Source organism: Cedecea sp. Ae19-4 (assembly GCF_059801165.1).
Window position 1 is genome coordinate 229,805 of record NZ_JBCHWG010000002.1, and the last position, 22,961, is coordinate 252,765.

Genomic DNA, 22,961 nt, shown 5'->3' on the forward strand with positions numbered 1-22,961 from the left:
TATTGTAAAATTCGGGGCTTAATCACACTTCGCGGCACAGTAAAAAAATGCACTGCGGAGGATGATTCCCGCATTTAGAGAGTGAGATTATTGGTTATATTTTTAAGGTGGCGGCGGCAATAGCCTGACGGCGGAACGACCGGGGTTAAGGCGCTCAAATAACATTTGATACAGGAAAACTGGCAACATGAGCCTGGTGCAGAACCTGATAAAAAAAGCCTTTGCAACGGCGAACACTAACGAAGCCGCAAGCTTCCTTGCCAGCGCGTGCAACCGTATGAAAGCGCATAATAAAGAGCAAATTCAGGCCGAGGTTAGCGCAGCATTAGTTAACGTTAATCTTGTTCGCATCAGTGAAAAACCGCCACAAACCAAAACGGTTTACCAGGACTCGCCGGAAACCCTCCGTCGCCTGAGAGAAGCTGAGTCACTCTCCACCAGCCTGCTTGCCCAGCTGCGAGAAGCCCAGCAGCGCTCCGCTCAGGGTAACACCGTAGAAACAACCACCCGCCTGCAACGATATGAAAAACAGGTCACAGAGCTCCAGAAAGCGCTGAATATCAGTCAGGAAATGCACCTGAAAGAATCTGCCCTGGTGCGCAGCGTGATGCAGCGGGAAATCGACGAGCTGAAAAGCCTGCTGAACCGCCAGAAAGAGTCCGGCTCCGGGCTGCTGGAGACACATCAGCGGGAAAAGGCCGAGCTTCATCAGCGCCTGGAAGCCGCCGACGAACTGATTAAAACCCAGCAGGAAGCGCGCTACAAAGCGGAAGCGGAAGTGGCGATCCTGCAGGAAAAACTTGAGAATCTGCGCGCCGATAACCATTACAGCTTTGAGCAGTGTGAAACCCTGAACGCCAGACTCACCAAAACAATCGATGAGCTGCTCGCCACCCGCAACACGCTGAGCGCCCACTTCGGCCACTGGTTAACGAACAAATAAAAACGTTAACGCCGTCACTCACCCCGGCGGCTACACCCTGTAAAACACACGGGCAGGATGAGCGCATGTTTCCAGGGGCATGGCAAACTGCGCAATAAATCCTCACTGGATGATGCGTATGACACGACTCTCTCTCTGCCTGTTGTTCACGCCCTGCCTTGCATTCGCGGGCTGGAACGCGCCTGGGCTTTCTGCTTTTCAGGCCACACATCCGGGCTTGTTTACCAGCGCAACAGACCTCGATAAAAGTACCCTTCCCCTCAGGCTGACGCAGGATAATCAATGCTGGCAGCCCTCAGAGGCCATCAAACTTAATCAGGTTCTGTCCCTGACGCCCTGCGCCGGGGATGCCCCGACGTGGCGGGTTTTCCGCGCCGGAGAGTACCAGGCGCAAATAGATACCCGCAGCGGGACGCCAACGCTGATGCTGACCCTTCAGCCGGAGGCCAGCAGTCAGCCCCTGCAAGTGATGGCGCAGTGCCCGAAATGGGATGGAAAGCCGCTCAACGTCGATGTCAGCAGCACTTTTGCTGAAGGATCGGTTGTGCGGGATTTCTACAGCGGGAATACGGCCCAGGTTGAGCAAGGCCACATCACGCTGATGCCCGCGGCCGGAAGCGACGCTTTATTGCTGCTGGAATCTGCCACTGTGGCGAAGCCTGCCCCGTTTAGCTGGCAGAATGCGACGGTCTATTTCGTTCTCACCGACCGTTTTGAAAACGGCAACCCGGCGAACGACCACAGCTATGGCCGCCATAAAGACGGCATGCAGGAAATAGGCACCTTCCACGGCGGCGACCTTGCCGGGCTGACCAGCAAACTGGATTACCTGCAGCAGCTTGGCGTTAACGCGCTCTGGATAAGCTCCCCGCTGGAGCAAATTCACGGCTGGGTGGGCGGCGGCACCAAAGGTGATTTCCCGCATTACGCCTACCACGGCTATTACACCCAGGACTGGACGAAGCTTGATGCCAACATGGGCAACGAAGCCGATCTCCGCCGACTGGTGGATGAAGCCCATCAGCGCGGGATCCGCATTCTGTTTGACGTCGTGATGAATCACACCGGATACGCGACGCTCGCCGACATGCAGGCATACCAGTTTGGCGCCCTCTATCTCAAAGGTGATGAACTTAAAAAAACCCTCGGCGAGCGCTGGACTGACTGGAAGCCAGCCCCGGGCCAAAGCTGGCACAGCTTTAACGATTACATCAACTTCAGCGACAAGGCCGCGTGGGATAAGTGGTGGGGCAAAGCCTGGATCAGAACGGATATTGGCGATTACGACAATCCCGGCTTTGACGATTTAACCATGTCGCTCGCCTTCCTGCCCGATTTGAAAACCGAAGCGACCGCGCCAGCAGAATTACCGGCGTTTTACAGCCGCAAGCCGGATACCGCTGCAAAGGCGATTCCGGGCTACACGGTTCGCGATTACCTGACCCACTGGCTAAGTCAGTGGGTGCGTGACTACGGCATTGATGGCTTCAGGGTCGATACGGCAAAACACGTCGAAAAAGCGGCCTGGGAGCAATTAAAAACGCAGTCCAGCGCGGCATTGGCTGAATGGAAACAAGTCAACCCGGACAAAAAAATTGACGATGCACCGTTCTGGATGACGGGCGAAGCCTGGGGGCACGGCGTGATGAAAAGCGACTACTACGCCAGCGGCTTCGACGCGATGATCAACTTCGACTATCAGGAACAGGCGGCCAAAGCCGTAGATTGCCTGGCCACGATTGGCCCGACCTGGCAGCAAATGTCTGACAAACTTCAGCAATTCAACGTGCTGAGCTACCTCTCCTCCCACGACACCCGCCTGTTCCGGGAAGGTGGACAAAAAGCGGCGGAGCTGTTGCTGCTCACGCCAGGCGCGGTGCAGATTTTCTACGGGGATGAAACCCAAAGGCCGTTTGGCCCGACGGGCTCTGACCCGCTACAGGGCACCCGCTCAGACATGAACTGGCAGGATGCCACCGGCCCGCAGGCCACAACGCTTGCCCACTGGCAGAAGCTGAGCCAGTTCCGCGCCCGCCACCAGGCCATCGGCGCAGGAAAACAAACCACGTTGAGCGTAAAACAGGGCTATGCCTTTAGCCGGGTCAGCGGGGATGACAAGGTGATCGTGGTGTGGGCGGGCAATCCATAGGCGTTAAAGCCTCTCAGCAAGGGAGAAAATAAGCGGTTTATTCCCTCTCCGTGAGGGAGAGGGTTAGGGTGAGGGTAATAACGCCACATCCCTGAAAAGAGCGCCCGGCTTCAACATATCCTGCTGCACAGCACAAATCACACAGCATATTCGCCAACAGTGGCTATGCTTACCGGGTTTGCACGGCGTTATTTGTAGCGCTATGGTTAGCCTCTTTTCAAAAGTATTCAGCAGACCCACGTTATGACGTTTTCACTTTTCGGCGATAAATTCACCCGCCATGCAGGCATCACCCGCCTGATGGAGGATCTCAACGACGGCCTGCGCACACCAGGCGCCATCATGCTTGGCGGTGGCAACCCTGCGCAGATCCCGGCGATGAACGACTACTTCCAGCAGCTGCTTTCCGAGATGCTGGCCAGCGGTAAACTGACCGACACGCTATGCAACTACGACGGTCCGCAGGGGAAAAGTGAACTGCTAAAATTGCTTGCCGGTATGCTGCGCGATGAACTGGGTTGGGACATCGAACCACAGAATATTGCACTAACAAACGGCAGTCAGAGTGCATTTTTCTACTTATTTAACCTTTTCGCCGGACGTCATGCGGATGGCCGCACCAAAAAGGTGCTCTTCCCGCTGGCGCCGGAGTACATTGGCTACGCGGATGCCGGACTGGAAGAAGAGCTGTTTGTCTCCACCCGTCCGAACATCGAACTGTTGCCGGAAGGCCAGTTTAAGTACCACGTTGACTTCGAACACCTGCATATCGGCGAAGATACCGGCATGATCTGCGTATCTCGCCCGACGAACCCGACCGGCAACGTAATCACCGACGAAGAACTGATGGAGCTGGACGCGCTGGCGAACCAGCACGGCATTCCGCTGGTGATCGATAACGCCTACGGCGTGCCTTTCCCCGGCATCATCTTTAGCGAAGCCCGCCCGCTGTGGAACCCGAACATCATCCTGTGCATGAGTCTGTCCAAGCTCGGCCTGCCGGGCAGCCGCTGTGGGATCATTATCGCTAACGAGAAAATCATCTCCGCCATCAGTAACATGAACGGCATTATCAGCCTGGCGCCGGGCGGCATTGGCCCAGCCATGGCCTGCGAAATGATTAAGCGGAACGATCTGCTGCGCCTGTCTGAAACGGTTATCAAGCCGTTTTACTACCAGCGCGTGCAGGAGACTATCGCCGTGCTCCGCCGCTATCTGTCGCCGGAACGCTGCCTGATCCACAAGCCGGAAGGCGCTATCTTCCTGTGGTTGTGGTTTAAAGACCTGCCGATCACCACCGAGCTGCTGTACCAGCGCCTGAAAAAGCGCGGCGTGCTGATGGTGCCGGGCGATTACTTCTTCCCGGGGCTGGACAAGCCGTGGCCGCACACGCACCAGTGCATGCGCATGAACTATGTCCCGGAGCCGGAAAAGATCGAGGCAGGGGTGAAAATCCTGGCTGAAGAGATTGAGCGAGCCTGGGCGGAAGCCGAATAACGAGTAACAATGTAAAACGGGGCTTAATGCCCCGTTTTCTTATCTCACCACTAAAGCGTCATAGCCTTTCCAGCGGTAGTTCAGCATCGAAATCCCCCAGCAGGCGATAAACAGCCCGACCACAACAAATCCGGCGTTGCCGAGGTTGTCGTTGAGCGCGCCAACCCACTGCCAGATCCCGTCCTCTAACTGGAATTTATCAGCCAGCAGGCCCAGCGCTTCAAGCCCACCGATAAACAACGCCACCACCACAGAAGTGCCGGTAATCGTCATGTTGTAGTAGAGCTTGCGCTGCGGTTTGTTAAACGCCCAGCCGTAGGCACCCACCATAATCACGTTGTCGAGGGTATCCACCAGCGCCATGCCGCTGGCAAACAGCGCCGGGAATACCAGAATCGACCAGATGGACATGCCGCTGGAGGCGCTGGCGGCAGAAATGCCCAACACACCAATTTCGGTGGCGGTGTCAAAGCCGAGGCCGAACAGGAAGCCGACCAGGTACATGTGCCAGCTTTTGCCGATCAGGCGAAAAACAGAGTTAAACAGCCAGCTCATCATGCCGCCGCCGGTCATTTCCGTCGCATCTGCAGCCAGCGGTTCACCGCGTTTAAGCTGGCGGAAGTTGCGCCACACGCCACGCAGGATGACCAAGTTAACCAGCGCCATCGCCAGCAGGAAGCAGGCCGACACGGCGGTGCCGATCACGCCGCCAACGTCATGGAACCAGTCCATTTTTTGCTGGAAAGCCGCAGCAGTAGCTGCAATGGCGACAGAAGCCAGAATCACAATGCTGGAGTGACCCAACGAGAACCAGGCTCCCACGCCAAACGGGCGTTTGCCCTGCTGCATCATTTTGCGGGTGACGTTATCAATCGCGGCGATATGGTCGGCGTCTACCGCGTGGCGCAGGCCGTAGCACCAGGCCAACAGGCTGGCCGCCATCAGCGCCGAGCTGTGGTTAAACGCCGCCAGCGCCCAGGCCCAGGCGGCAAAGTTAGCAGCCACTAAAACCGCCAGCAGCAGGCCGGCGCGCGGGTTGTCACGAAGAACACGCATTAACATCTTTTTTATCCTTGTGGTGATTCAAATAGCGGGCAGCGGCAACCACTGCCTGCCCCAGGGAAAGCGCCCCGTCACCGGCGGGAAGCCGCGTCGGGAAGAGAGGGGTGAAATCGGAGAGATAGAACGCCAGGCGCTCGCGCAGCAGCCGGTTGTGCAGCACGCCACCGCAGCAGGCCACGGTGGTCACGCCTGTGAGCAGGGCATGATGGCGAACCAGCGCCGACAGGCCTTTCGCCAGGGCATCGTGAAACGCCCAGGCCCGCGCTCCGGCCTCGCCCTGCCAGCCAAACCATTGCCGCCAGAAGGCCGCCAGATCGAGATGACCGTTCACCAACGGCAGCGTGACAGGGTGCGAGCAGGGGCCAGCGTCCAGCGCTAGGGCTTCAAGGTGACAGGCGGCTTCGCCTTCATAACTTTGTTGGTAAGGCGCACAGTTGAGCGCGGTGGCAACGGCATCAAACAGTCGCCCGCAGGATGAGGCTAGTGGAGCATTAACTCCGCGAGCCACCGCTTTGGCCAGAGGTCGCCACGCCTGCGCCCGCACAGCTTCTGTTTCGGGATAACGCTGCCAGCCGGGCACAAACGCCTCACACTGGGCGAGCAGGTTACGCCACGGCTGCACGGCGGCCAGATCTCCCCCCGGCAACGCCACGGCCGGCAATCCGCCGAGAGAGACACAGCGCCGGTAATTCACCAGCAGGCATTCGCCGCCCCAAAGCTGGCCAGCTTCGCCATAGCCAATGCCGTCCAGCACAAGGGCAATGACGCTGCCGCCGTTCAGCGGCCAGCCGTGTTCGGCCAGGCAGGCCGCCGTGTGGGCGTGGTGATGCAGTACTTCAGTAACAGGAAGCGCCATGTCATGTCCCACCTGCGCGCTGCGGTAGTAAGGATGCGCGTCGAGCGCGACATGCTCTGCCTTAAAGCCGTAGATCTCGCTCATCAGCGCCAGCGAGCTTTGCCATTGGGCCTCCACGCCCTCCTGAGCCAAATCGCCAAAATGCTGACTCAGCACCGCCTGCCCGCCGCGAACCAGGCAGAAGGTATTTTTGAGATCGCCCCCCAACGCCAGAATCGGCGGCAGGTCTTTAAAGCCAGCGGGCAAAGGAAGCGCATCCGGCACAAAACCTCGCGCACGGCGCAGCATTTCGCCGCTGGCTCGCATCACCGAGTCGTCCATGCGCTGAAGAATGTCCCGGTTATGCAGCAGAAAACCGTCGGCAATACTGTCCAAATCCTGAAGCGCCTGATCATTGTCGATGGCTGGCGGCCTGCCGTTGAGGTTCCCGGAGGTCATCACCAGCGGGCCACCAAAGTCCTGAACCAGCAGGTGCTGGAGCGGGTTAGCGGGCAGCATTACGCCGGTTTCGTTTCGCCCCGGCGCCACGGCAGCGCTCAGCTCAGGCAAAACATCACTCGCCACCAGCACCACCGGCGCTGCAGGCGTGGCAAGCCGCGCCATGGCCTCATCAGGCAACCCTTCGGGCGTAGCAATCATCACCGCCAGCGGTTTGGCGGGCCGCTGCTTACGCGCCCGGAGGCGTTCAACGGCGGCATTGTTACGGGCATCCACGGCAAGGTGAAAACCGCCCAAACCTTTAACCGCCACGATTTTTCCCTCACGCAGCGCGGCAACGGCCAGGGCGACCGCCAGCTCGCCGTCCAGTCGCTGCGCGCCCTGCTGCCAGTAGATCTGCGGCCCGCAGTCCGGGCAAGCTACCGGCTGAGCGTGAAAACGCCTGTCCATCGGGTTGCGATATTCTTCCTCGCAGGCGGCGCAGAGCGGAAACGCCGCCATCACCGTGGACGGACGGTCATAAGGCATCGCCCGGATGATGGTGAAACGTGGCCCACAGTGAGTGCAGTTGATAAACGGGTAGCGGTAGCGGCGGTCGGTCGAATCGTTAAGCTCGCGCAGGCATTCCGGGCAGGTGGCGGCATCCGGTACGATTTGGGTGTCCATCGCGCCATGGCCGCTTTGGCGAATGCTAAAGTCCTGGGGCAAAACGTCCCAGAAAATTGGCTGCTGCGCCACGCTGTCGATGCGCGCCAGCGGCGGGCAGTATTCGTGCAGTTCGCTCAGAAACGCTTCCGGGTTGGCCACCAGACGAACCACAACGCCTTCGCCATCGTTGCAGACATCGCCCATCAGCTTCAGCCGCTGTGCGATTTGCCAGACAAAGGGGCGGAAGCCAACGCCCTGGACTTTGCCGCGAATGCGGAGTTCGGTGCCCCTCACCCTGGCCCTCTCCCCAGAGGGGAGAGGGGACAAATCGAGTTCAGACTCCACGATTCCTTCATTCGGGGTGAGGGTAAAAATCACGCTTCCACCGCCTCGCGCAGCCGCGCCTTCATGCTGTTATAGGTCGTTTGCGCATAGCTCTCCGCCCACGCCTGATCCTCAATCGCGCTAACGTTCACCGCGCAATATTTGGTTTCCGGCGTTTTGGAGATCGGGTCGAGATTGTCCTGAGTCAGCTCGTTACAGGCGCCAATCCACCATTGATAGGTCATATAGACGGAGCCTTTGTTAATGCGCTCGTTCACGTCCGCGCGGCTGATAACCTTGCCGCGACGCGAACTTACCCAGACCAGTTGCCGATCTTTGATACCTAGCGCGTCCGCATCCAGCGGGTTGATTTGCAAAAAGCCGGGTTCATCCGCGAGGGTTTGCAGCGCCGCGCAGTTACCGGTCATCGAGCGGCAGGAGTAGTGCCCGACTTCGCGGACGGTGCAAAGCACCAGCGGGTAGGTATCGTCAGGCACTTCGGCGGGCGCACGCCAGGCGGCGGCAAACAGTTGCCCTTTGCCGCTTGGCGTGTCGAATTTGCTGTCTTTGTAGAGATACGGCGTACCGGGGTGGTCCAGCGTCGGGCAAGGCCACTGCACGTGTCCCATATCGCCCATTTTTTCGTAGGTGACGCCGTAAAACAGCGGACACAGCTCACGCAGCTCATCCCAGATTTGCTGGTTGTTTTCATAGTGCATTGGGTAGCCCATCGCCGTCGAAAGCAGGCTGATGATTTCCCAGTCGCGCTTCACGTTGTATTTCGCCTCGATGGCTTTCTCGAAGCGCTGGAAGCCCCGGTCGGCACAGGTAAAGACGCCGCCGTGCTCGCCCCAGGACGTGGCGGGCAGCAGCACATCAGCGACTTCGGCGGTTTTGGTCATGAAGATGTCCTGCACCACCACAAAGTCGAGCGCCTCAAATCCTTTGCGCACCAGGCCCAGGTCCGCTTCGGTCTGGAGCGGATCTTCACCCATGATGTAGTAGGCTTTGACTTTGCCCTCTATCGCCAGGTGCGGCACTTCGGTAATGCGCACGCCAACTTTGTCATCCATCACCGCCGGGTCAATCCCCCAGGCTTTAGCAAACTTCGCGCGCACTTCAGGATCAACCACATCCTGGTAGCCGGGGAACTGGTTAGGCAACACGCCCATATCGCAGGCTCCCTGCACGTTGTTCTGCCCGCGTACTGGGCCAACGCCAACGTTTTCACGCCCCAGGTTGCCGGTGAGCAGCGCCAGGCTGGACAGCCCTTTGACCACGTCTACCGCCTGGCCGAACTGGGTTACGCCCATGCCCCACATGATGGTGGCGGATGGCGCTGCGGCGAAGGTACGCATCGCCTGGCGAACCTGCAGAGCCGGTACGCCGGTTAAATGCTCGACGTCCTCCGGCGCGTAGTCCTTCACGGTTTCGCGGTAAGCCTCCAGCCCTTCGGCATATTTGGCGACGTACTCTTTGTCGTACAGCTGCTCTTCCAGCAGGACATAGCCAAAGGCGTTCACCAGCGCCATGTTGCAGCCGTTTTTGATTTGCAGATGCTGATCGGCAATGCGGGCGGTTTCGATGCGGCGCGGGTCGCAGACAATGATTTTCGCGCCGTTGCTTTTGGCTTTAATCACCCGACGAGCCACGATAGGGTGCGAATCGGCGCAGTTGTAACCCACCACCAGCAGGCATTTGGAGTTTTCGATATCGCCGATGGAGTTGCTCATCGCCCCGTTCCCCAGCGTTGCCTGCAGCCCGGCCACGCTTGGGCCGTGGCACACGCGGGCGCAGCAGTCGACGTTGTTGGTGTTCAGCACCGCGCGGGCGAATTTCTGCATCACAAAGTTGGTTTCGTTCCCCGTTCCGCGCGAAGAACCGGTGGTCATAATGGCGCGAGGGCCGAACTGCTCTTTGATCGCCTTCAGACGCGCAGCGGTATAGCTAATCGCTTCTTCCCAGCTTACCGGCTGCAGTTTGCCGCCCTTCTCGTAGCGGATCATCGGCTGCGTCAGGCGTGGCGTCAGCAGTTTGGTGTCGTTAAGAAAATCCCAGCCGTAGTAGCCTTTCAGGCAGAGTTCGTTTTGGTTAGTCACGCCCCCGGCCGCTTCGGCGCGAATAATTTTGTTGTTCTCAACGACCAGTTTCAGTTTGCAGCCGGCCCCGCAGTAAGGGCAGACGCTGGTAATTTTTTTCATCAGTAACAGACCTGTTAAAAGTTGAAATGCAAAGGGATTAGAACGTCAGCGCCGCAGGGGCATCTAACGCGGCACGGCGACGTTTTTCCGCGCTCATTTGTTCCAGCCGGTTACGGTCCACGCACAGGATGGCGTTGGTCGGGCAGGCTTCCAGGCAGGCAGGGCCAGCCTCGCGGTGGTAGCAAAGGTCACATTTGTTGGCCTCAGCTTTTTCCGCCATCACGTTTAGCCCGGCACCGCTGTTGCGGATCACTGGCCGCACGACGACCTCCATCGCGCCATAAGGGCAGGCAACGACGCAGGTTTTGCAGCCGATGCAGCGTTCCTGCATGACGTGGACAAAGCCCTGGTCCCGGCTGATGGCGCCGTTAGGGCAGACGTTGGCACAGGGCGCGTCCTCGCACTGGCGACACATGGTGGCGGTAGACACATTCACGCCTTTGATGACGTGAATACGCGGTAAGAAGGTTTGGGGGGTCAGCGCCGAACAGTCCTGGTTCTCCTGGTGAGAGACCACGCACGCCACCTCACAAGTGCGGCAGCCGATGCATTTGCTCGAATCGGCAATAATGAAGCGGTTCATCATGAACTCCTGCAATAAGTATGTTATTGCGTGGGGTTATTCATAAAGCGTGCCAGATTTGCAGGCCGCGCGGTTAGCGGGTTTGACGAGAGGTAAGAGGGATATTCGACACTTTTGACGATGTCATTTTGGTAACAGTAGTCATTAATGACCCTCACCCCGACCCTCTCCCTGGAAGGGAGAGGGGGAAAAGAATCGCGCCCTTTCTCCCGTGTAAATAGGGGAAAAGAATCAGACTCTTTCTCGCATGTAAGCAGGGGAAAAGAAGTACTGCCGTTCTGATCCCCTCTCCCCCATGGGGAGAGGGTTAGGGTGAGGGGAAAGACTAGAAAGGCGTTTCGCTCTCTGAAATAGTGAGGGGCTCATACCCACCCAAACCCGTCCACGTCGCCAGCCGCTGATAAACCTGCTCCACCGCCGCTTTCACCGCCTCCGTCATCGGATAGTAGAAGCCGACGATATCCGGCTGAATGCCGAGGAACACCACTTCCCCCACGTCCTCTTTCAGCTGATCGACCAGATAATTAAGCGGCATATTGTGGGTGGTCATCATAAACATCTCGGCGATGTCGTCCGGGTCAATGACGCGGATCTCGCCGGGGTTGAGCATCATGTCGGTGGCATCCACAATCAGCAGCAATTCCGGATGCAGTTCGCGGATGGCAACCACGTCGTTTTCAGGCGCACTGCCGCCGTCGATCACCACCCAGTCACCCTGCGGAGAAGCCTGACACTTCTCGGCCAGCAGCGGGCCAGCCCCGTCGTCGCCCATCATGCTGTTGCCTACGCAAAGCAGTACCTTAGTCATAGCGTCTCCTTACCATCAGGTAGATGGCGGGTTCTTGTTGAATGGCCTGCAGCATGTCGAGCAGCGCCTGGCTCCAGGCCTGCTGTGCCGGGGTCTGCGTCGGCTTAGCGGCATCCAGCGCCCGGGCCAGCATCACCACGTGATTCTGGTCGATAACAATCTCGCCGTAGCGCGGCACGCCGTTCATTTTGCGCCGGGCTTCGCCGTCAGCTTCAAGCGTGGCAATCCACGCCTGATAGGCTTCCAGCGGGCAAACCAGGCTCTCTTTCAGGCAGTCGATTACCCCCAAATGGTGGCCAATCGCCAGGCTGTAGTAGACCACCTGCTGAGCGTCAGCCGGGGTGTTGTCGTTCTCATCGACAAACTTGCGGCTGAGCTGACAGAACACCACCGACTCGCTCATTACACGCGCTCCTGATGAACCAGTTGCTCAAGGTTAGTGACGATTTCCGTCAGGCGTGGGTCGTTTTCCGCGCTCAGCCACTGCTGAACGGCATCGCCCCCGGTTGTCAGGTTAGTCATGTAGCTGTCGGCAATCTGGCGGCCATAGCGGTAACCGGCCAGGCGACGAGCGGCGCGGTCAATGCGCACGCGCAGCGGCTGAACCATATCCGGGTGGAGGATTTTTGCCGGCTCAACGTCCAGCTCGCTTGCCGGGCGCGCATGGATTTTTTGTTCCAGCAGGCCAAGCGCCATCGCAAACCCGTACAGCGTAGCGGCGGGCGTTGGCGGGCAGCCGGGAATGTACACATCGACCGGCACGATTTTGTCGGTCCCGCCCCAGACGCAGTAAAGGTCGTGGAAGATCCCACCGCTGTTGCCGCAGGCGCCGTAGGAGATGCAAATTTTAGGATCGGGCGCCGACTCCCAGGCACGCAGCGCCGGGGAACGCATCGCGCGGGTTACCGCCCCGGTAAACAGCAGAATATCGGCATGGCGCGGGGAGGGAACCACTTTGATCCCAAAGCGTTCTGCATCGAAGAGTGGCGAAAGCGTAGCAAAAATCTCGATTTCGCAACCGTTACAGCCGCCACAGTCCACACGGTAAACGTAGGCTGAGCGTTTGATGTTTTTCAGCAGCGACGCCTTCATGCTGGCGATAGATTCGTCCACCGTCATCGGCACCGGAATGCCGTTGTGGTCGCGCGGCCCCAGTAGGTTACTCATTAGCTGGCCTCTCTCATCTGACGGCTAAAGTCGATCCGGTCGGACGACACCAGGCTTTGCTGGCGCTTGCAGTCCGGGCAGGTTTCAAATGCCCCGCGGCGGCTTTCCGCACGGGAATCGCCGTTGTGCTCAAGCAGCGCAATGGCGTAGTCGATCTCTTTTTGCACGGCAAACGGGCGGCCACATTCGCGACAGTTACACAGCGGGAAGCTGGCCTGCTGCAGGAAGTCGGCTTTGTTCCACACCGCCAGCTCGTACTGCTGTGAGAGTTTGATGGCGGCCGTCGGGCAAATCTCTTCACAGCGCCCGCAGAAGATGCAGCGCCCGAGGTTAAAGCTCCACTGCAGTTGCCCGGCGGCAAGATCGGTCTCAACGCTCAGGGCGTTGGACGGGCAGGCGTTCACGCAGGCCGCACAGCCGATACATTGCTGCGGATTGTGCTCCGGTTTGCCGCGAAAATTCGGATCGACGGCAATGGGCTGGAGCGGGTAAGACTCGGTTGCCACGCCGCCTTTGATGGCTTTTTTGATGAAGTTAAACATGCGTTTTCCTTGTTTGTCTGGCCTGAATGATTGACCCTCACCCCGGCCCTCTCCCTGAAAGGGAGAGGGAGAAATCTGGCTCGATGCAGTTCCCTCTCCTCTTTGAGGAGAGGGTTAGGGTGAGGGGGTTTTCCTCAAAAGCCAGGCATCAAAATCATTTCAGCGGCGAATTGGTGCGCTCAATGCTGTAGCGCTCCAGCTCTTTGTACGGCACCACCTGGGTTTTCTTCTTGCGCACGTCCACCAGCGTCATGCGGTCGGTGCAGGAGTAGCAAGGATCAAGGCTGCCGATAATCAGTGGGGCGTCGGACACCGTGTTGCCGCGCAGCATGTAGCGCAGGGTTGGCCAGTTGGCGTACGTCGCCGCACGGCAGCGCCAGCGGTACAGCTTCTGGTTGTCGCCGGTCATGCTCCAGTGAATGTCGTCCCCGCGCGGCGCCTCTGAGAAGCCCAGGGCAAAGCGGTTTGGAATGTAGGTAAAGCCTTCCACGGCGAGCGGGCCGCCCGGCAGGTTATCCAGACCGAAATCAATCATGTTCAGCGCGGTAAAGACTTCGTTGATCCGCACTTTCAGGCGGGAAAGCACGTCGCAGCCGTCGAGGCTGTGTACTTCCATCGGCAGCAGGCCGTAACCGACAAATGGGTGATCGGCGCGGGTATCACGGGCGTGGCCGCTGGCACGCACCATTGGGCCGACATTGCTGAAATCACGGGCGATTTGTGGGTCAAGGCGGCCAATGCCGACGGTGCGCTGCTCAATGTTCGGCGTGCTCAGCAGGATATCCACCAGATCTTGCACTTCCCGGCGCATCTGCTGGGCGAGCTGGCGGGTCTGGATCATGTCGTCTTTCAGCAGGTCGCGGCGGATGCCGCCGATCAGGTTCAGGCCGTAGGTTTTCCGTGCCCCGGTCAGGATCTCCGCCATCTTCATCGACATTTCACGCACGCGGAAGAACTGCATAAAACCGGAGTCGAAGCCGACAAAGTGGCAGGCCAGGCCGAGATTCAGCAGGTGGCTGTGTAAACGCTCAACCTCCAGCAGAATGGCGCGAATCATCTGCGCGCGCTCCGGCACCACAATCCCCATCGCGTTTTCCACCGAGGTGGTATAGGCGGTGCTGTGGGCGAAGCCGCAGATGCCGCACACGCGATCGGACAGGAAGGTAACTTCGTTATAGCCCATGCGGGTTTCCGCCAGCTTTTCCATGCCGCGATGGACGTAGAACAGCCGGTAGTCGGCGTCGATAATGTTTTCGCCATCAACGAACAGGCGGAAATGGCCGGGTTCATCAGAAGTGACGTGCAGCGGGCCAATCGGCACCACGTTGTTCTTTTTCGTGCCCAGCTCGTTAATGAACTCGTAGGTCTCTTTGTCGGTGGTCGGCGCCGGGCGCTGACGGTAATCCATGCTGTCTTTACGCAGCGGATAAAGATCGTCAGGCCAGTCGTCCGGCAGCACCAGGCGGCGCTCATCGGGCAGGCCAACCGGCTGCAGGCCGTACATATCGCGGACTTCGCGCTCGCCCCAAACGGCGGCAGGAACGCGAGGCGTGACGGACGGGAACTCTGGTTTGTCGGCATCCACTTCCACACGCACGGTGATCCAGCACTTCACGCCGCTTTCCATCGACAGCACGTAATACACCGCATAGCTGCCGCACAGCTGGCGCTCATCGTTGCCAAACAGCACCGAAAGCCAGCCGCCCTGCTTGTAGTAAAGCCACTCCACCACCTCCGGCAGCATGTTGAGCTTCACGGTGACGGTGATTTGGTCTTTGGTCTGCCAGGCTTCGTCGATCACCGCATTCGGGAATTGCTGATGCAGCGCGGCGAGATAGTGTTGACCAATTTTTTCTTCAGACATCGATAGGTTCTCTTAAATCACGCCGCCAGCAAGGAGACGAAGGCTAAAAAGGCAAAGCCAAAACCGGCCCAGGTAATGCGCGAGGTTTCAAGCATTCGCAGGCGCGCCATGCTGTTTTCGAACAGCGCGATAATCAGCACGCCCGCCACCAGCTTCACAACGGCCAGCACCAGGGCAAGGACAAGCCCGCCCCAGCTAAAGGCGCTCATTTGCCCCCAGGGCAGGAACACGCCGACAAACATTTGCAGCACAACCAGTTGCTTCAGCGAAATGCCCCACTTCAGCACCGCAAAGCCCGCGCCGCTGTATTCGGACAACGGCCCTTCCTGCAGCTCCTGCTCGGCTTCGGCGAGGTCAAACGGCAGCTTGCCCATTTCAATAAAGGTGGCGAAGGCGCAGGCTGCGAAGGCCAGAACCAGCGTCAGGCTTTGCGCCGTCGGCCAGGCGTGAATAGCCCCGGCGATATTGCTGATGTGCGTGCTGCCGGCTATCTGCGCGGCAACCCACAAACCAAGCAGCAGAATCGGCTCGACCAGCACACCAAGCATGGCTTCACGGCTGGCACCAATCCCGGTGAACGGGCTGCCGGTGTCCAGCCCGGCGATGGCGAAGAAGAAGCGGGCGATGGCGAACAGGTAAATTAAGGTTATCAGGTCGCCTAATGACGGCAACGGCGAGGCAATTGTCACCACCGGCAGCGCGGTGGCGATGGTGAGCATCACGCCCACCATCACAAACGGCATCAGGCGGAAAACCCAGCCAGAGGCGGCGGGGGCCACGCTCTGGCGGCCCAGCAGCTTGAACAGATCCCGGTATTCCTGCAGCATGCCGGGACCACGGCGATTATGCAGGCGGGCGCGCGTCACGCGGGTAATCCCTGCCAGCAGAGGCGCGGCAAAAAACAGCGCCAGCGCCTGGATAAGAGCGAATAAAAACGTAGTCATATCAGTTCCTCAGGCAACCATCGCCACCAGTAAGACCGCCAGCTCAACCATCGCCAGGCGGCGGAACGTGCCGGACAGGCGCTCGCACTGCCAGCCAGGGATCCACTTCACCGGGTTCAGGGTTTGGCGCAGCTTAAGCAAAGGCGCAAACGCCGCTTTTACCGGCTGGGCAAAGCCCGTCGCGGTGATCACCATCGCCTGTTCGTGGTCGTAGCCGCAGACCCACGCCGAGCCGCGAGAGCGGTTTGGCAAACGGTCGCCGCGGAAAACGATCATCAAAATAAACGGCAGCAGCGGAGAGGCAATCAGCAACAGCGTGATCATCGGCTGAGACACGGCGGTATGCGCCGGTTGAAGCGGCAGCGGCACGGCGTGCTGAAGCAGAGGCAGCAGCCACGGGGCAGCAACCCCGGCAACTACGCAGCATGCGGCAAGCAGGGCGACTGAGACGTTCATTAGCCACGGCGCAGAGGTCGCGTTTTCCGCTTCTTTAGTACGCGGCGCACCCAGGAAGGTGACGCCATAGACTTTCGCCATGCACATGACCGCCAGTGCGCCGGTGATTGCCAGCCCCACGGCCAGCAGCGGCCCGATAAAACGGCCCACAAACAGCGGCAGGCTGCCAAGGCGGAAGAACGACTGATAGATAACCCACTCCCCGGCAAAGCCGTTCAGCGGCGGCAGCGCGGCCATCGCCATCAGCCCAACCAGCATCGCCAGCGAAATAACCGGCATGCGTTTGCCGATCCCGCCCAGCTTCTCGATGTCGCGGTGTCCGGTGCGGAACCAGACGGCACCTGCGCCGAGGAACAGCGTGGTTTTGAACAGGCTATGGTTGAACAAATGATAAAGGCCGCCGGTCATGCCCAGCGCCACCAGCACCGGCTCATGCAGTGCGATACCGATCAGGCCGCAGCCCAGGCCCAGCAAAATAATGCCGATGTTTTCAAGGGAGTGATAAGCCAGCAGGCGGTTGATGTTGTGCTCCATCAGCGCGTAAAGCCCGCCGATAAACGCGGTGATCATGCCGACCACCACGACCAGCACACCCCACCACAGCGGCAGCGTATTACCGATCAGCGAGAAGCTCATAATGCCGTAGAGGCCAATCTTCAACACCACGGCGGAGAACAGCGCGGCGGCAGGCGCGGAGGCATTCGCATGCGCCTGCGGCACCCAGCCGTGCAGCGGAATAATCCCGGCAAGCAGCCCAAAGCCGAGTAGCGCGAGGATCAGTACCGGGGCCGGCAGCGGCGCGCCGTCAAGGAGATGACGCAGATCGCCATAACCCAGCGTGCCGTAGCGCTGCCACAGCAGCCAGCAGGCCATTGCCAGCAGCACGGTACCCAGACGACCAAGGGCAAACCACAGCTGCCCGGACTTCTGGCAGCCGGTGAGGAAATAACCCGCCAGGGAGATGATTTCCGCCATCGCTACCAGCGTGACAAAGTTGTCGGCTACCAGCGCCGCAACGCTTGCCGCCAGGATTAAGTTAATCAGCAGGCCGTCGGCTTTTATCGCCGGATGGCGATGCCAGGCGCAGTTATAGACGGAAATAAACAGGCCGCTTAACGCCACCGTTACCAGCCAGACGCCGTTGAAAGCGTTGAGCTGCAGGTGCCAGTGCCAGATTTGCGCATCGCCGCTGAAGCCCAGCACCGCCTGAACGCCTGCAATCAGCAAAAGCACGGCGCTGATTGCGCCGCCAACGCCGCCGATAAAGCCGCTAACGGGCTTTGAAAATGCCAGAGCGCCGGCTAACACAGCGCTGGTGACAAATCCCAAAAGCGCCCAGTGAATCAGTAAAAAAGCATTCATTTTCTCGCCTCTGGCTGGGTAAACAGGGTCAGGTCGCCAAGCGTCGCGCCAAGCGTCAGTTCACGTTTGCGCTTGCTGGCCTGGGCGATGTCTTGGTTGTCGATCAGCCGCAGCGCCTTGGTCGGACAGGTGCGAACGCAGGCCGGGCCGCTTTCGTCGAAGCTGCACAGGTCGCATTTGACCGCGATAGCGCGAACGCCGGGAACCCAGTCCAGCAGCGGGCTAACGCGAGCCGGGGCCGGAGGCGCAGGTGGCGCTTTCGGGCTGTTCACGTTGGCGGGAATATGCAGCGGGCGGCTGCCGGAAAACTCAATGGCGCCGAACGGGCAGGCGATGCCGCAAAGTTTGCAGCTTACGCACAGGCTTTCATTCAGCTGCACGGCGCCGTCCACGCGGGTTATCGCGTTGACCGGGCAAACCCCGGCGCAGGGGGCGTCTTCACAGTGGTGGCACATCTGCGGCGCAGATTCATTCAGGTTGCGCATGACTTTCAGGCGCGGCATGGACTGCAGGCCGTGCAGGCGGTGCGTCTCGGCGCAGGCCGCTTCACAGGTATGGCAGCCCATACACAATTTTGAGTCAGCGATTACAAAACGGTTCACCAGTTCTTCCTCAGGTGACAATCGTCATTTTTGACGAAAACATGCCGAAAAGCTGCCGGTTCGACAGTTCTCGACACCCCAGATATCTTCATGCCACGGCGGACTTTTGCAGCAGCGCCATGGATAACGGGGTGTTTTGCTGCACGGCCAGATAAAGGCTGTCGTACACCGGGCGGATCAGCTCGAGGTAGTGTTCCAGCACTTTCTCGCGATCGCGGTTGCTGACGGCGTTATCAATCAGTCCGTCATCGTCGATAGTCGCCTTGGCAATCAGCACGTTATCGCTGCCGTCGCGCAGTTCGATGCTGTACTCGATGGTGTGGCTGTTAAAGCCTTCGGCGAGATTGATTTGAATGACGAAGTGGTCAAATAAGAAGAAGCGCAGGCTTTCGTCCGGGTTGCAGCCCACGGCGTGATGCAGCTTCGCTTTGGATAAGGTGATCCCCTGAATCAGGGTATTGCCGTACAGATGCCACTGCGAAAGCAGCCGCTGGTGCTTGTCGGCGATGTACTCGGCTTTTTCGCTCAGTTCCCAAATGTTCATGTTTTGTTCGCTCTGTTAGTGCTTGTCCCTCCGTAAGGCACGTTTCGTGCCATATTTTTAATTTATTGTTTTTAAATGGATTTAACCGATAAAAGTGTCTTTAGCGAGCAGAATGACATGTCATTTCGTCATCTTTGACTTTGGCTGACGGCACTTTTTTACCCTCTCCCTTCCAGGGAGAGGGGATAAACGTTCCCTTTTCTTAAAAGAATTCTCCCTCGCCCCTTCGGGGAAAGGGCCGGGGTGAGGGGCAAAGAAAAAGCCTGGCACCGTCCTTGCATTACCTGCCCCAGTTACCCCCGGAGGCCCCATGCACGAAATCACCCTTTGCCAGCGCGCAGTCGAACTTATCGAAAACCACGCCCGCCAGAACAATGCCCGTCGCGTGACCGGCGTCTGGCTGGAGGTCGGCGCCTTCTCTTGCGTGGAAACCAGCGCCCTGGAGTTTTGCTTTGATCTGGTCTGCCGCGGCACCCTGGCGGAAGGCTGCGAGCTGCATATCCACCAGCAGGAAGCCGAATGCTGGTGCCATGACTGCCAGCAGTTCGTCACCTTACTGACCCAGCGCGTGAAGTGCTGCCCCAACTGTAACGGCAGCAACCTGCGCATCGTGGCGGATGACGGCATGCAGATTAAGCGTCTGGAAATCGATCAGGAGATAGCTCATGTGTAGCACTTGCGGTTGCGGTGAAGGCAACCTGTACATTGAAGGGGACGAACGTAATCCCCACTCTGGCTTTCGCAGTGCCCCGTTTGCCCCGGCGGCACGCCCGCTGCAGCAGATCACCGGCGTCAAGTTTGCTCCTACGGCTGACGAACAGGGCGACCTGCATTACGGTCACGGCGCGGCAGGCACCCACGCGCCGGGGATGACTCAGCGTAAGATGCTGGAGATCGAGCTGGACGTGCTCGACAAAAATAACCAGCTCGCCGCCCATAACCGCGACCGCTTTGCCAGCCACAATCAGCTGGTGCTGAACCTGGTCTCAAGCCCCGGCTCCGGTAAAACCACCCTGCTCACCGAGACGCTGAAGCGCCTGAATGCCAAAGTGCCGTGCGCGGTTATCGAAGGCGATCAGCAAACGGTGAACGACGCCGCGCGCATCCGCGAAACCGGCACGCCAGCCATTCAGGTGAATACCGGGAAAGGTTGCCACCTTGATGCCCAGATGATTCGCGATGCCATGCTGCGCCTGCCGCTTGAACGCGACGGCGTGCTGTTTATCGAAAACGTCGGCAACCTGGTTTGCCCGGCGAGCTTTGATTTAGGCGAGCGCCATAAGGTCGCGGTGCTGTCGGTGACGGAAGGCGAAGATAAGCCGCTGAAATACCCGCATATGTTCGCCGCGGCGTCACTGATGCTGCTGAACAAGATCGACCTGCTGCCCTACCTGCAGTTCGACGTCAGCAAGTGCTTAGCTTTTGCCCGCGAGGTCAACCCGGACATCAAAATTATTCTGGTTTCCGCGACCAGCGGCGAAGGGATGGACGAGTGGCTTAGCTGGCTGGAGGCGGAGCGATGTGCATAGGCATCCCGGGGCAAATTGTTGCGCGCCTGGCCGACGGCAGCGCGAAAGTGGACGTCTGCGGCGTGCAGCGCGACGTGAATTTAACGCTGGTGGGCGACGCCGCCGTGGGGCAATGGGTTTTGGTTCACGTCGGTTTCGCCATGAGCATGATTGATGAAGCCGAGGCGCGGGACACGCTGGATGCCCTGCAAAACATGTTCGAGGTTGAGCCGGACGTTGGCGCGCTGCTTTATGGCGAGGAGCGTCGCTGATGCGCTACGTCGATGAATACCGCGATCCAGATCGCGTGATGCAGCTGATTAAAACGCTGAAATCCCGCGCCACGCTGCTGAACTACACGGCGAGCCACCCGCTGCGCATCATGGAAGTTTGCGGCGGCCATACCCACGCTATTTTTAAATTCGGCCTCGATCAGCTGCTGCCGGAAAATATCGAGTTTATTCACGGCCCCGGCTGCCCGGTTTGCGTGCTGCCGATGGGGCGAATCAACACCTGCATTGAGATAGCCAGCCACCCGGAAGTGATTTTCTGTACCTTTGGGGATGCGATGCGCGTGCCGGGTAAAAACGGCTCGCTGATGCAGGCGAAGGCGCGAGGCGCGGACGTCAGGGTGATTTACTCGCCCATGGACGCGCTGACGCTGGCTCGTCAGAACCCGGAGCGCAAAGTGGTGTTCTTTGGCCTCGGCTTTGAAACCACCATGCCCGCCACGGCAATCACGCTTCAACAGGCAAAGTCGCAGGGCATTGATAATTTCTATTTCTTCTGCCAGCACATCACGCTGATCCCGACGCTGCGCAGCCTGCTTTCCCAGCCCGACAACGGCATCGGCGCTTTCCTGGCGCCGGGGCATGTCAGCATGGTGATTGGCACCGAAGCCTATGACTTTATTGCCTCTGAGCACCAGCGCCCGCTGGTGGTGGCCGGCTTTGAGCCGCTCGATCTGCTGCAGGGCGTGCTGATGCTGGTCGAGCAAAAAATCAGGCAGCGCAGCCTGGTAGAAAACCAGTACCGCCGGGTCGTGCCGGAAGAAGGCAATTTGCTTGCGCAGAAGGCGATAAGCGACGTATTTACGGTGCGCGGCGAAGCGGAATGGCGCGGCCTGGGCGTAATCGGTGATTCCGGCGTGCAGCTCACCGAAGCCTACCGTCAGTTTGATGCCGAAGACCATTTCCAGCCCAAACCGCAGCGGGTTTACGACGACCCGAAAGCCCGCTGCGGCGACGTACTTACCGGGCGCTGCAAGCCGCAGCAATGCCCGCTGTTTGGCCGCGACTGTAATCCTCAAAACGCCTTCGGCGCCCTGATGGTCTCCTCCGAAGGAGCCTGCGCGGCGTGGTATCAGTACCGTTCTCAGGAGTGTGAAGTATGAAAACCGTTGAGCTGGCCCACGGCAGCGGCGGCCAGGCGATGCAACAGCTGATCGCCAGCCTGTTTATGCGGGCTTTTGATAATCCGTGGCTGGCCGAGCAGGAAGATCAGGCGAGGCTTTCGCTGGCAGAGCTGACCGCCTGCGGCGACCGGCTGGCGTTTTCTACCGACAGCTACGTTATCGATCCGCTGTTTTTCCCCGGCGGGGATATCGGCAAGCTGGCCGTGTGCGGCACGGCCAACGACGTCGCGGTGAGCGGGGCTACACCGCGCTGGCTGTCGTGCGGTTTTATCCTTGAAGAAGGCCTGCCGTTTGAAACGCTGGAGCGCGTGGTCACCAGTATGGCAAACGCCGCGCGCTCGGCAAATATCGCCATTGTCACTGGCGACACCAAAGTCGTACCGCGCGGCGCGGCGGACAAGCTGTTTATCAATACCGCCGGGATAGGCGCTATTCCTGCGGGCGTTAGCTGGGGCGCGGCTCAGATCAAAGCAGGGGATCGGCTGATTGTGAGCGGCACGCTCGGCGACCACGGCGCAACCATCCTCAACCTGCGCGAGAAGCTGGGGCTGGACGGCGACCTACAAAGCGATTGCGCGGTGCTGGCGCCGATGATCGCCCCGCTGCTGCAGATTCCCGGCGTAAAAGCGCTGCGGGACGCCACGCGCGGCGGGGTAAACGCCGTTCTGCACGAGTTCGCCGACACCAGCGGCTGCGGAATGGAAATCAGCGAAAACAAGCTGCCGCTGAACCCGGCGGTGCGCGGCGTCTGTGAACTGCTGGGGCTGGATGCGTTAAATTTTGCTAATGAAGGCAAGCTGGTTATCGCCGCGTCTCCCGAGTCTGCCCCGGCCGTTATCCAGGCGTTACAGCAGCACTCCTGCGGCAAACAGGCGGCTGTCGTGGGTGAGGTTGTAGAGCGAAAAGGCGTGCGCGTCGCGGGGCTTTATGGCGTAAAACGCACGCTCGATCTGCCGCATTTTGAACCCTTACCGCGCATTTGTTGACCTGCACCAGTATGCATTCACGCAACGCTGACTAAACTTAAACAATATTTATATTAATTATAT

The 22,961-nt window shown here is 59.2% G+C and carries 21 protein-coding genes; 8 read left to right on the forward strand and 13 right to left on the reverse strand.

The window, feature by feature from the left end; all coding sequences use genetic code 11:
- Positions 1-187: 187 nt before the first annotated feature.
- From AAIE02_RS13850 to avtA, 3 genes are all read left to right on the forward strand, one after another.
- Positions 188-943: a hypothetical protein gene (locus tag AAIE02_RS13850; RefSeq protein ID WP_498532781.1), complete on the forward strand. Its 756-nt coding sequence runs from the start codon at positions 188-190 to the stop codon at positions 941-943.
- Between the two features lie 118 nt (positions 944-1,061).
- Positions 1,062-3,092, forward strand: a complete 2,031-nt coding sequence (locus AAIE02_RS13855; RefSeq protein WP_498532782.1) for an alpha-amylase — start codon at positions 1,062-1,064, stop codon at positions 3,090-3,092.
- 243 nt (positions 3,093-3,335) lie between these two features.
- Positions 3,336-4,589 (forward strand): valine--pyruvate transaminase, encoded by a 1,254-nt coding sequence (gene avtA, locus AAIE02_RS13860; RefSeq protein WP_498532783.1) that lies wholly within the window; start codon positions 3,336-3,338, stop codon positions 4,587-4,589.
- A gap of 39 nt (positions 4,590-4,628) precedes the next feature.
- Here avtA and AAIE02_RS13865 read toward each other — a convergent pair whose 3' ends face one another.
- From AAIE02_RS13865 to hycA, 13 genes are all read right to left on the reverse strand, one after another.
- Entirely contained in the window at positions 4,629-5,651 is a 1,023-nt protein-coding gene (locus AAIE02_RS13865; protein ID WP_008457672.1) for a HoxN/HupN/NixA family nickel/cobalt transporter, read from the reverse strand.
- On the reverse strand, positions 5,629-7,887 hold the full coding sequence (gene hypF, locus AAIE02_RS13870) for a carbamoyltransferase HypF (protein WP_498532784.1): 2,259 nt from the start codon (positions 7,885-7,887) through the stop codon (positions 5,629-5,631). The genes AAIE02_RS13865 and hypF overlap by 23 nt, the downstream gene beginning before the upstream one ends.
- 80 nt (positions 7,888-7,967) lie before the next feature.
- The gene (gene fdhF / locus AAIE02_RS13875; RefSeq protein WP_336983252.1) at positions 7,968-10,118 is read right to left on the reverse strand and encodes a formate dehydrogenase subunit alpha; all 2,151 of its coding nucleotides are present in this window, start codon (positions 10,116-10,118) and stop codon (positions 7,968-7,970) included.
- A 37-nt stretch (positions 10,119-10,155) separates the two neighbouring features.
- Complete coding sequence (gene hydN / locus AAIE02_RS13880) at positions 10,156-10,701, reverse strand: electron transport protein HydN (protein WP_008457677.1); 546 nt, start codon at positions 10,699-10,701, stop codon at positions 10,156-10,158.
- Between the two features lie 325 nt (positions 10,702-11,026).
- Complete coding sequence (gene hycI, locus AAIE02_RS13885; RefSeq protein WP_008457678.1) at positions 11,027-11,509, reverse strand: hydrogenase maturation peptidase HycI; 483 nt, start codon at positions 11,507-11,509, stop codon at positions 11,027-11,029.
- Complete coding sequence (locus AAIE02_RS13890) at positions 11,502-11,912, reverse strand: formate hydrogenlyase maturation HycH family protein (protein WP_008457679.1); 411 nt, start codon at positions 11,910-11,912, stop codon at positions 11,502-11,504. Before AAIE02_RS13890 ends, hycI begins: the two co-directional genes overlap by 8 nt.
- Entirely contained in the window at positions 11,912-12,676 is a 765-nt protein-coding gene (locus AAIE02_RS13895; protein WP_008457680.1) for an NADH-quinone oxidoreductase subunit B family protein, read from the reverse strand. The genes AAIE02_RS13890 and AAIE02_RS13895 overlap by 1 nt, the downstream gene beginning before the upstream one ends.
- Entirely contained in the window at positions 12,676-13,218 is a 543-nt protein-coding gene (locus AAIE02_RS13900; protein ID WP_498532785.1) for a formate hydrogenlyase complex iron-sulfur subunit, read from the reverse strand. The genes AAIE02_RS13895 and AAIE02_RS13900 overlap by 1 nt, the downstream gene beginning before the upstream one ends.
- A 154-nt stretch (positions 13,219-13,372) precedes the next feature.
- Positions 13,373-15,082, reverse strand: coding sequence for a hydrogenase large subunit (locus AAIE02_RS13905; protein ID WP_498532786.1), 1,710 nt, complete (start codon positions 15,080-15,082; stop codon positions 13,373-13,375).
- A gap of 17 nt (positions 15,083-15,099) precedes the next feature.
- Positions 15,100-16,026, reverse strand: coding sequence for a respiratory chain complex I subunit 1 family protein (locus AAIE02_RS13910; protein WP_498532787.1), 927 nt, complete (start codon positions 16,024-16,026; stop codon positions 15,100-15,102).
- A 9-nt stretch (positions 16,027-16,035) separates the two neighbouring features.
- Complete coding sequence (hycC, locus tag AAIE02_RS13915) at positions 16,036-17,844, reverse strand: formate hydrogenlyase subunit 3 (RefSeq protein ID WP_498532788.1); 1,809 nt, start codon at positions 17,842-17,844, stop codon at positions 16,036-16,038.
- Positions 17,841-18,446 (reverse strand): 4Fe-4S dicluster domain-containing protein, encoded by a 606-nt coding sequence (locus tag AAIE02_RS13920; RefSeq protein WP_008457685.1) that lies wholly within the window; start codon positions 18,444-18,446, stop codon positions 17,841-17,843. The genes hycC and AAIE02_RS13920 overlap by 4 nt, the downstream gene beginning before the upstream one ends.
- A gap of 88 nt (positions 18,447-18,534) precedes the next feature.
- Entirely contained in the window at positions 18,535-18,990 is a 456-nt protein-coding gene (gene hycA / locus AAIE02_RS13925; protein ID WP_008457686.1) for a formate hydrogenlyase regulator HycA, read from the reverse strand.
- Between the two features lie 310 nt (positions 18,991-19,300).
- On the opposite strand from hycA, the gene hypA reads away from it, so the two are divergent.
- The 5 genes from hypA to hypE are packed head-to-tail and all read left to right on the forward strand — an operon-like array spanning position 19,301 to position 22,898.
- A complete protein-coding gene (hypA, locus tag AAIE02_RS13930) occupies positions 19,301-19,663 on the forward strand; it encodes a hydrogenase maturation nickel metallochaperone HypA (RefSeq protein WP_166867612.1) in 363 nt (120 codons plus the stop codon).
- Entirely contained in the window at positions 19,656-20,519 is an 864-nt protein-coding gene (hypB, locus tag AAIE02_RS13935) for a hydrogenase nickel incorporation protein HypB (RefSeq protein WP_008457688.1), read from the forward strand. The genes hypA and hypB overlap by 8 nt, the downstream gene beginning before the upstream one ends.
- A complete protein-coding gene (locus tag AAIE02_RS13940; protein ID WP_008457689.1) occupies positions 20,510-20,770 on the forward strand; it encodes a HypC/HybG/HupF family hydrogenase formation chaperone in 261 nt (86 codons plus the stop codon). The genes hypB and AAIE02_RS13940 overlap by 10 nt, the downstream gene beginning before the upstream one ends.
- Positions 20,770-21,891 (forward strand): hydrogenase formation protein HypD, encoded by a 1,122-nt coding sequence (hypD, locus tag AAIE02_RS13945; RefSeq protein WP_498532789.1) that lies wholly within the window; start codon positions 20,770-20,772, stop codon positions 21,889-21,891. Before AAIE02_RS13940 ends, hypD begins: the two co-directional genes overlap by 1 nt.
- Positions 21,888-22,898, forward strand: coding sequence for a hydrogenase expression/formation protein HypE (hypE, locus tag AAIE02_RS13950; protein ID WP_498532790.1), 1,011 nt, complete (start codon positions 21,888-21,890; stop codon positions 22,896-22,898). The genes hypD and hypE overlap by 4 nt, the downstream gene beginning before the upstream one ends.
- The last annotated feature ends 63 nt before the right edge of the window (positions 22,899-22,961 follow it).

Coding starts and splice junctions, on each gene's coding strand:
- AAIE02_RS13905 (WP_498532786.1), bottom strand. CDS start 15,082: ATGTCTGAAGAAAAAATTGGTCAACACTATCTCGCCGCGCTGCATCAG.
- AAIE02_RS13865 (WP_008457672.1), bottom strand. CDS start 5,651: ATGTTAATGCGTGTTCTTCGTGACAACCCGCGCGCCGGCCTGCTGCTG.
- hycC (WP_498532788.1), bottom strand. CDS start 17,844: ATGAATGCTTTTTTACTGATTCACTGGGCGCTTTTGGGATTTGTCACC.
- hycA (WP_008457686.1), bottom strand. CDS start 18,990: ATGAACATTTGGGAACTGAGCGAAAAAGCCGAGTACATCGCCGACAAG.
- AAIE02_RS13940 (WP_008457689.1), top strand. CDS start 20,510: ATGTGCATAGGCATCCCGGGGCAAATTGTTGCGCGCCTGGCCGACGGC.
- hypD (WP_498532789.1), top strand. CDS start 20,770: ATGCGCTACGTCGATGAATACCGCGATCCAGATCGCGTGATGCAGCTG.
- AAIE02_RS13910 (WP_498532787.1), bottom strand. CDS start 16,026: ATGACTACGTTTTTATTCGCTCTTATCCAGGCGCTGGCGCTGTTTTTT.
- hydN (WP_008457677.1), bottom strand. CDS start 10,701: ATGAACCGCTTCATTATTGCCGATTCGAGCAAATGCATCGGCTGCCGC.
- AAIE02_RS13890 (WP_008457679.1), bottom strand. CDS start 11,912: ATGAGCGAGTCGGTGGTGTTCTGTCAGCTCAGCCGCAAGTTTGTCGAT.
- hycI (WP_008457678.1), bottom strand. CDS start 11,509: ATGACTAAGGTACTGCTTTGCGTAGGCAACAGCATGATGGGCGACGAC.
- AAIE02_RS13895 (WP_008457680.1), bottom strand. CDS start 12,676: ATGAGTAACCTACTGGGGCCGCGCGACCACAACGGCATTCCGGTGCCG.
- AAIE02_RS13850 (WP_498532781.1), top strand. CDS start 188: ATGAGCCTGGTGCAGAACCTGATAAAAAAAGCCTTTGCAACGGCGAAC.
- avtA (WP_498532783.1), top strand. CDS start 3,336: ATGACGTTTTCACTTTTCGGCGATAAATTCACCCGCCATGCAGGCATC.
- hypE (WP_498532790.1), top strand. CDS start 21,888: ATGAAAACCGTTGAGCTGGCCCACGGCAGCGGCGGCCAGGCGATGCAA.
- AAIE02_RS13855 (WP_498532782.1), top strand. CDS start 1,062: ATGACACGACTCTCTCTCTGCCTGTTGTTCACGCCCTGCCTTGCATTC.
- hypA (WP_166867612.1), top strand. CDS start 19,301: ATGCACGAAATCACCCTTTGCCAGCGCGCAGTCGAACTTATCGAAAAC.
- hypB (WP_008457688.1), top strand. CDS start 19,656: ATGTGTAGCACTTGCGGTTGCGGTGAAGGCAACCTGTACATTGAAGGG.
- fdhF (WP_336983252.1), bottom strand. CDS start 10,118: ATGAAAAAAATTACCAGCGTCTGCCCTTACTGCGGGGCCGGCTGCAAA.
- AAIE02_RS13900 (WP_498532785.1), bottom strand. CDS start 13,218: ATGTTTAACTTCATCAAAAAAGCCATCAAAGGCGGCGTGGCAACCGAG.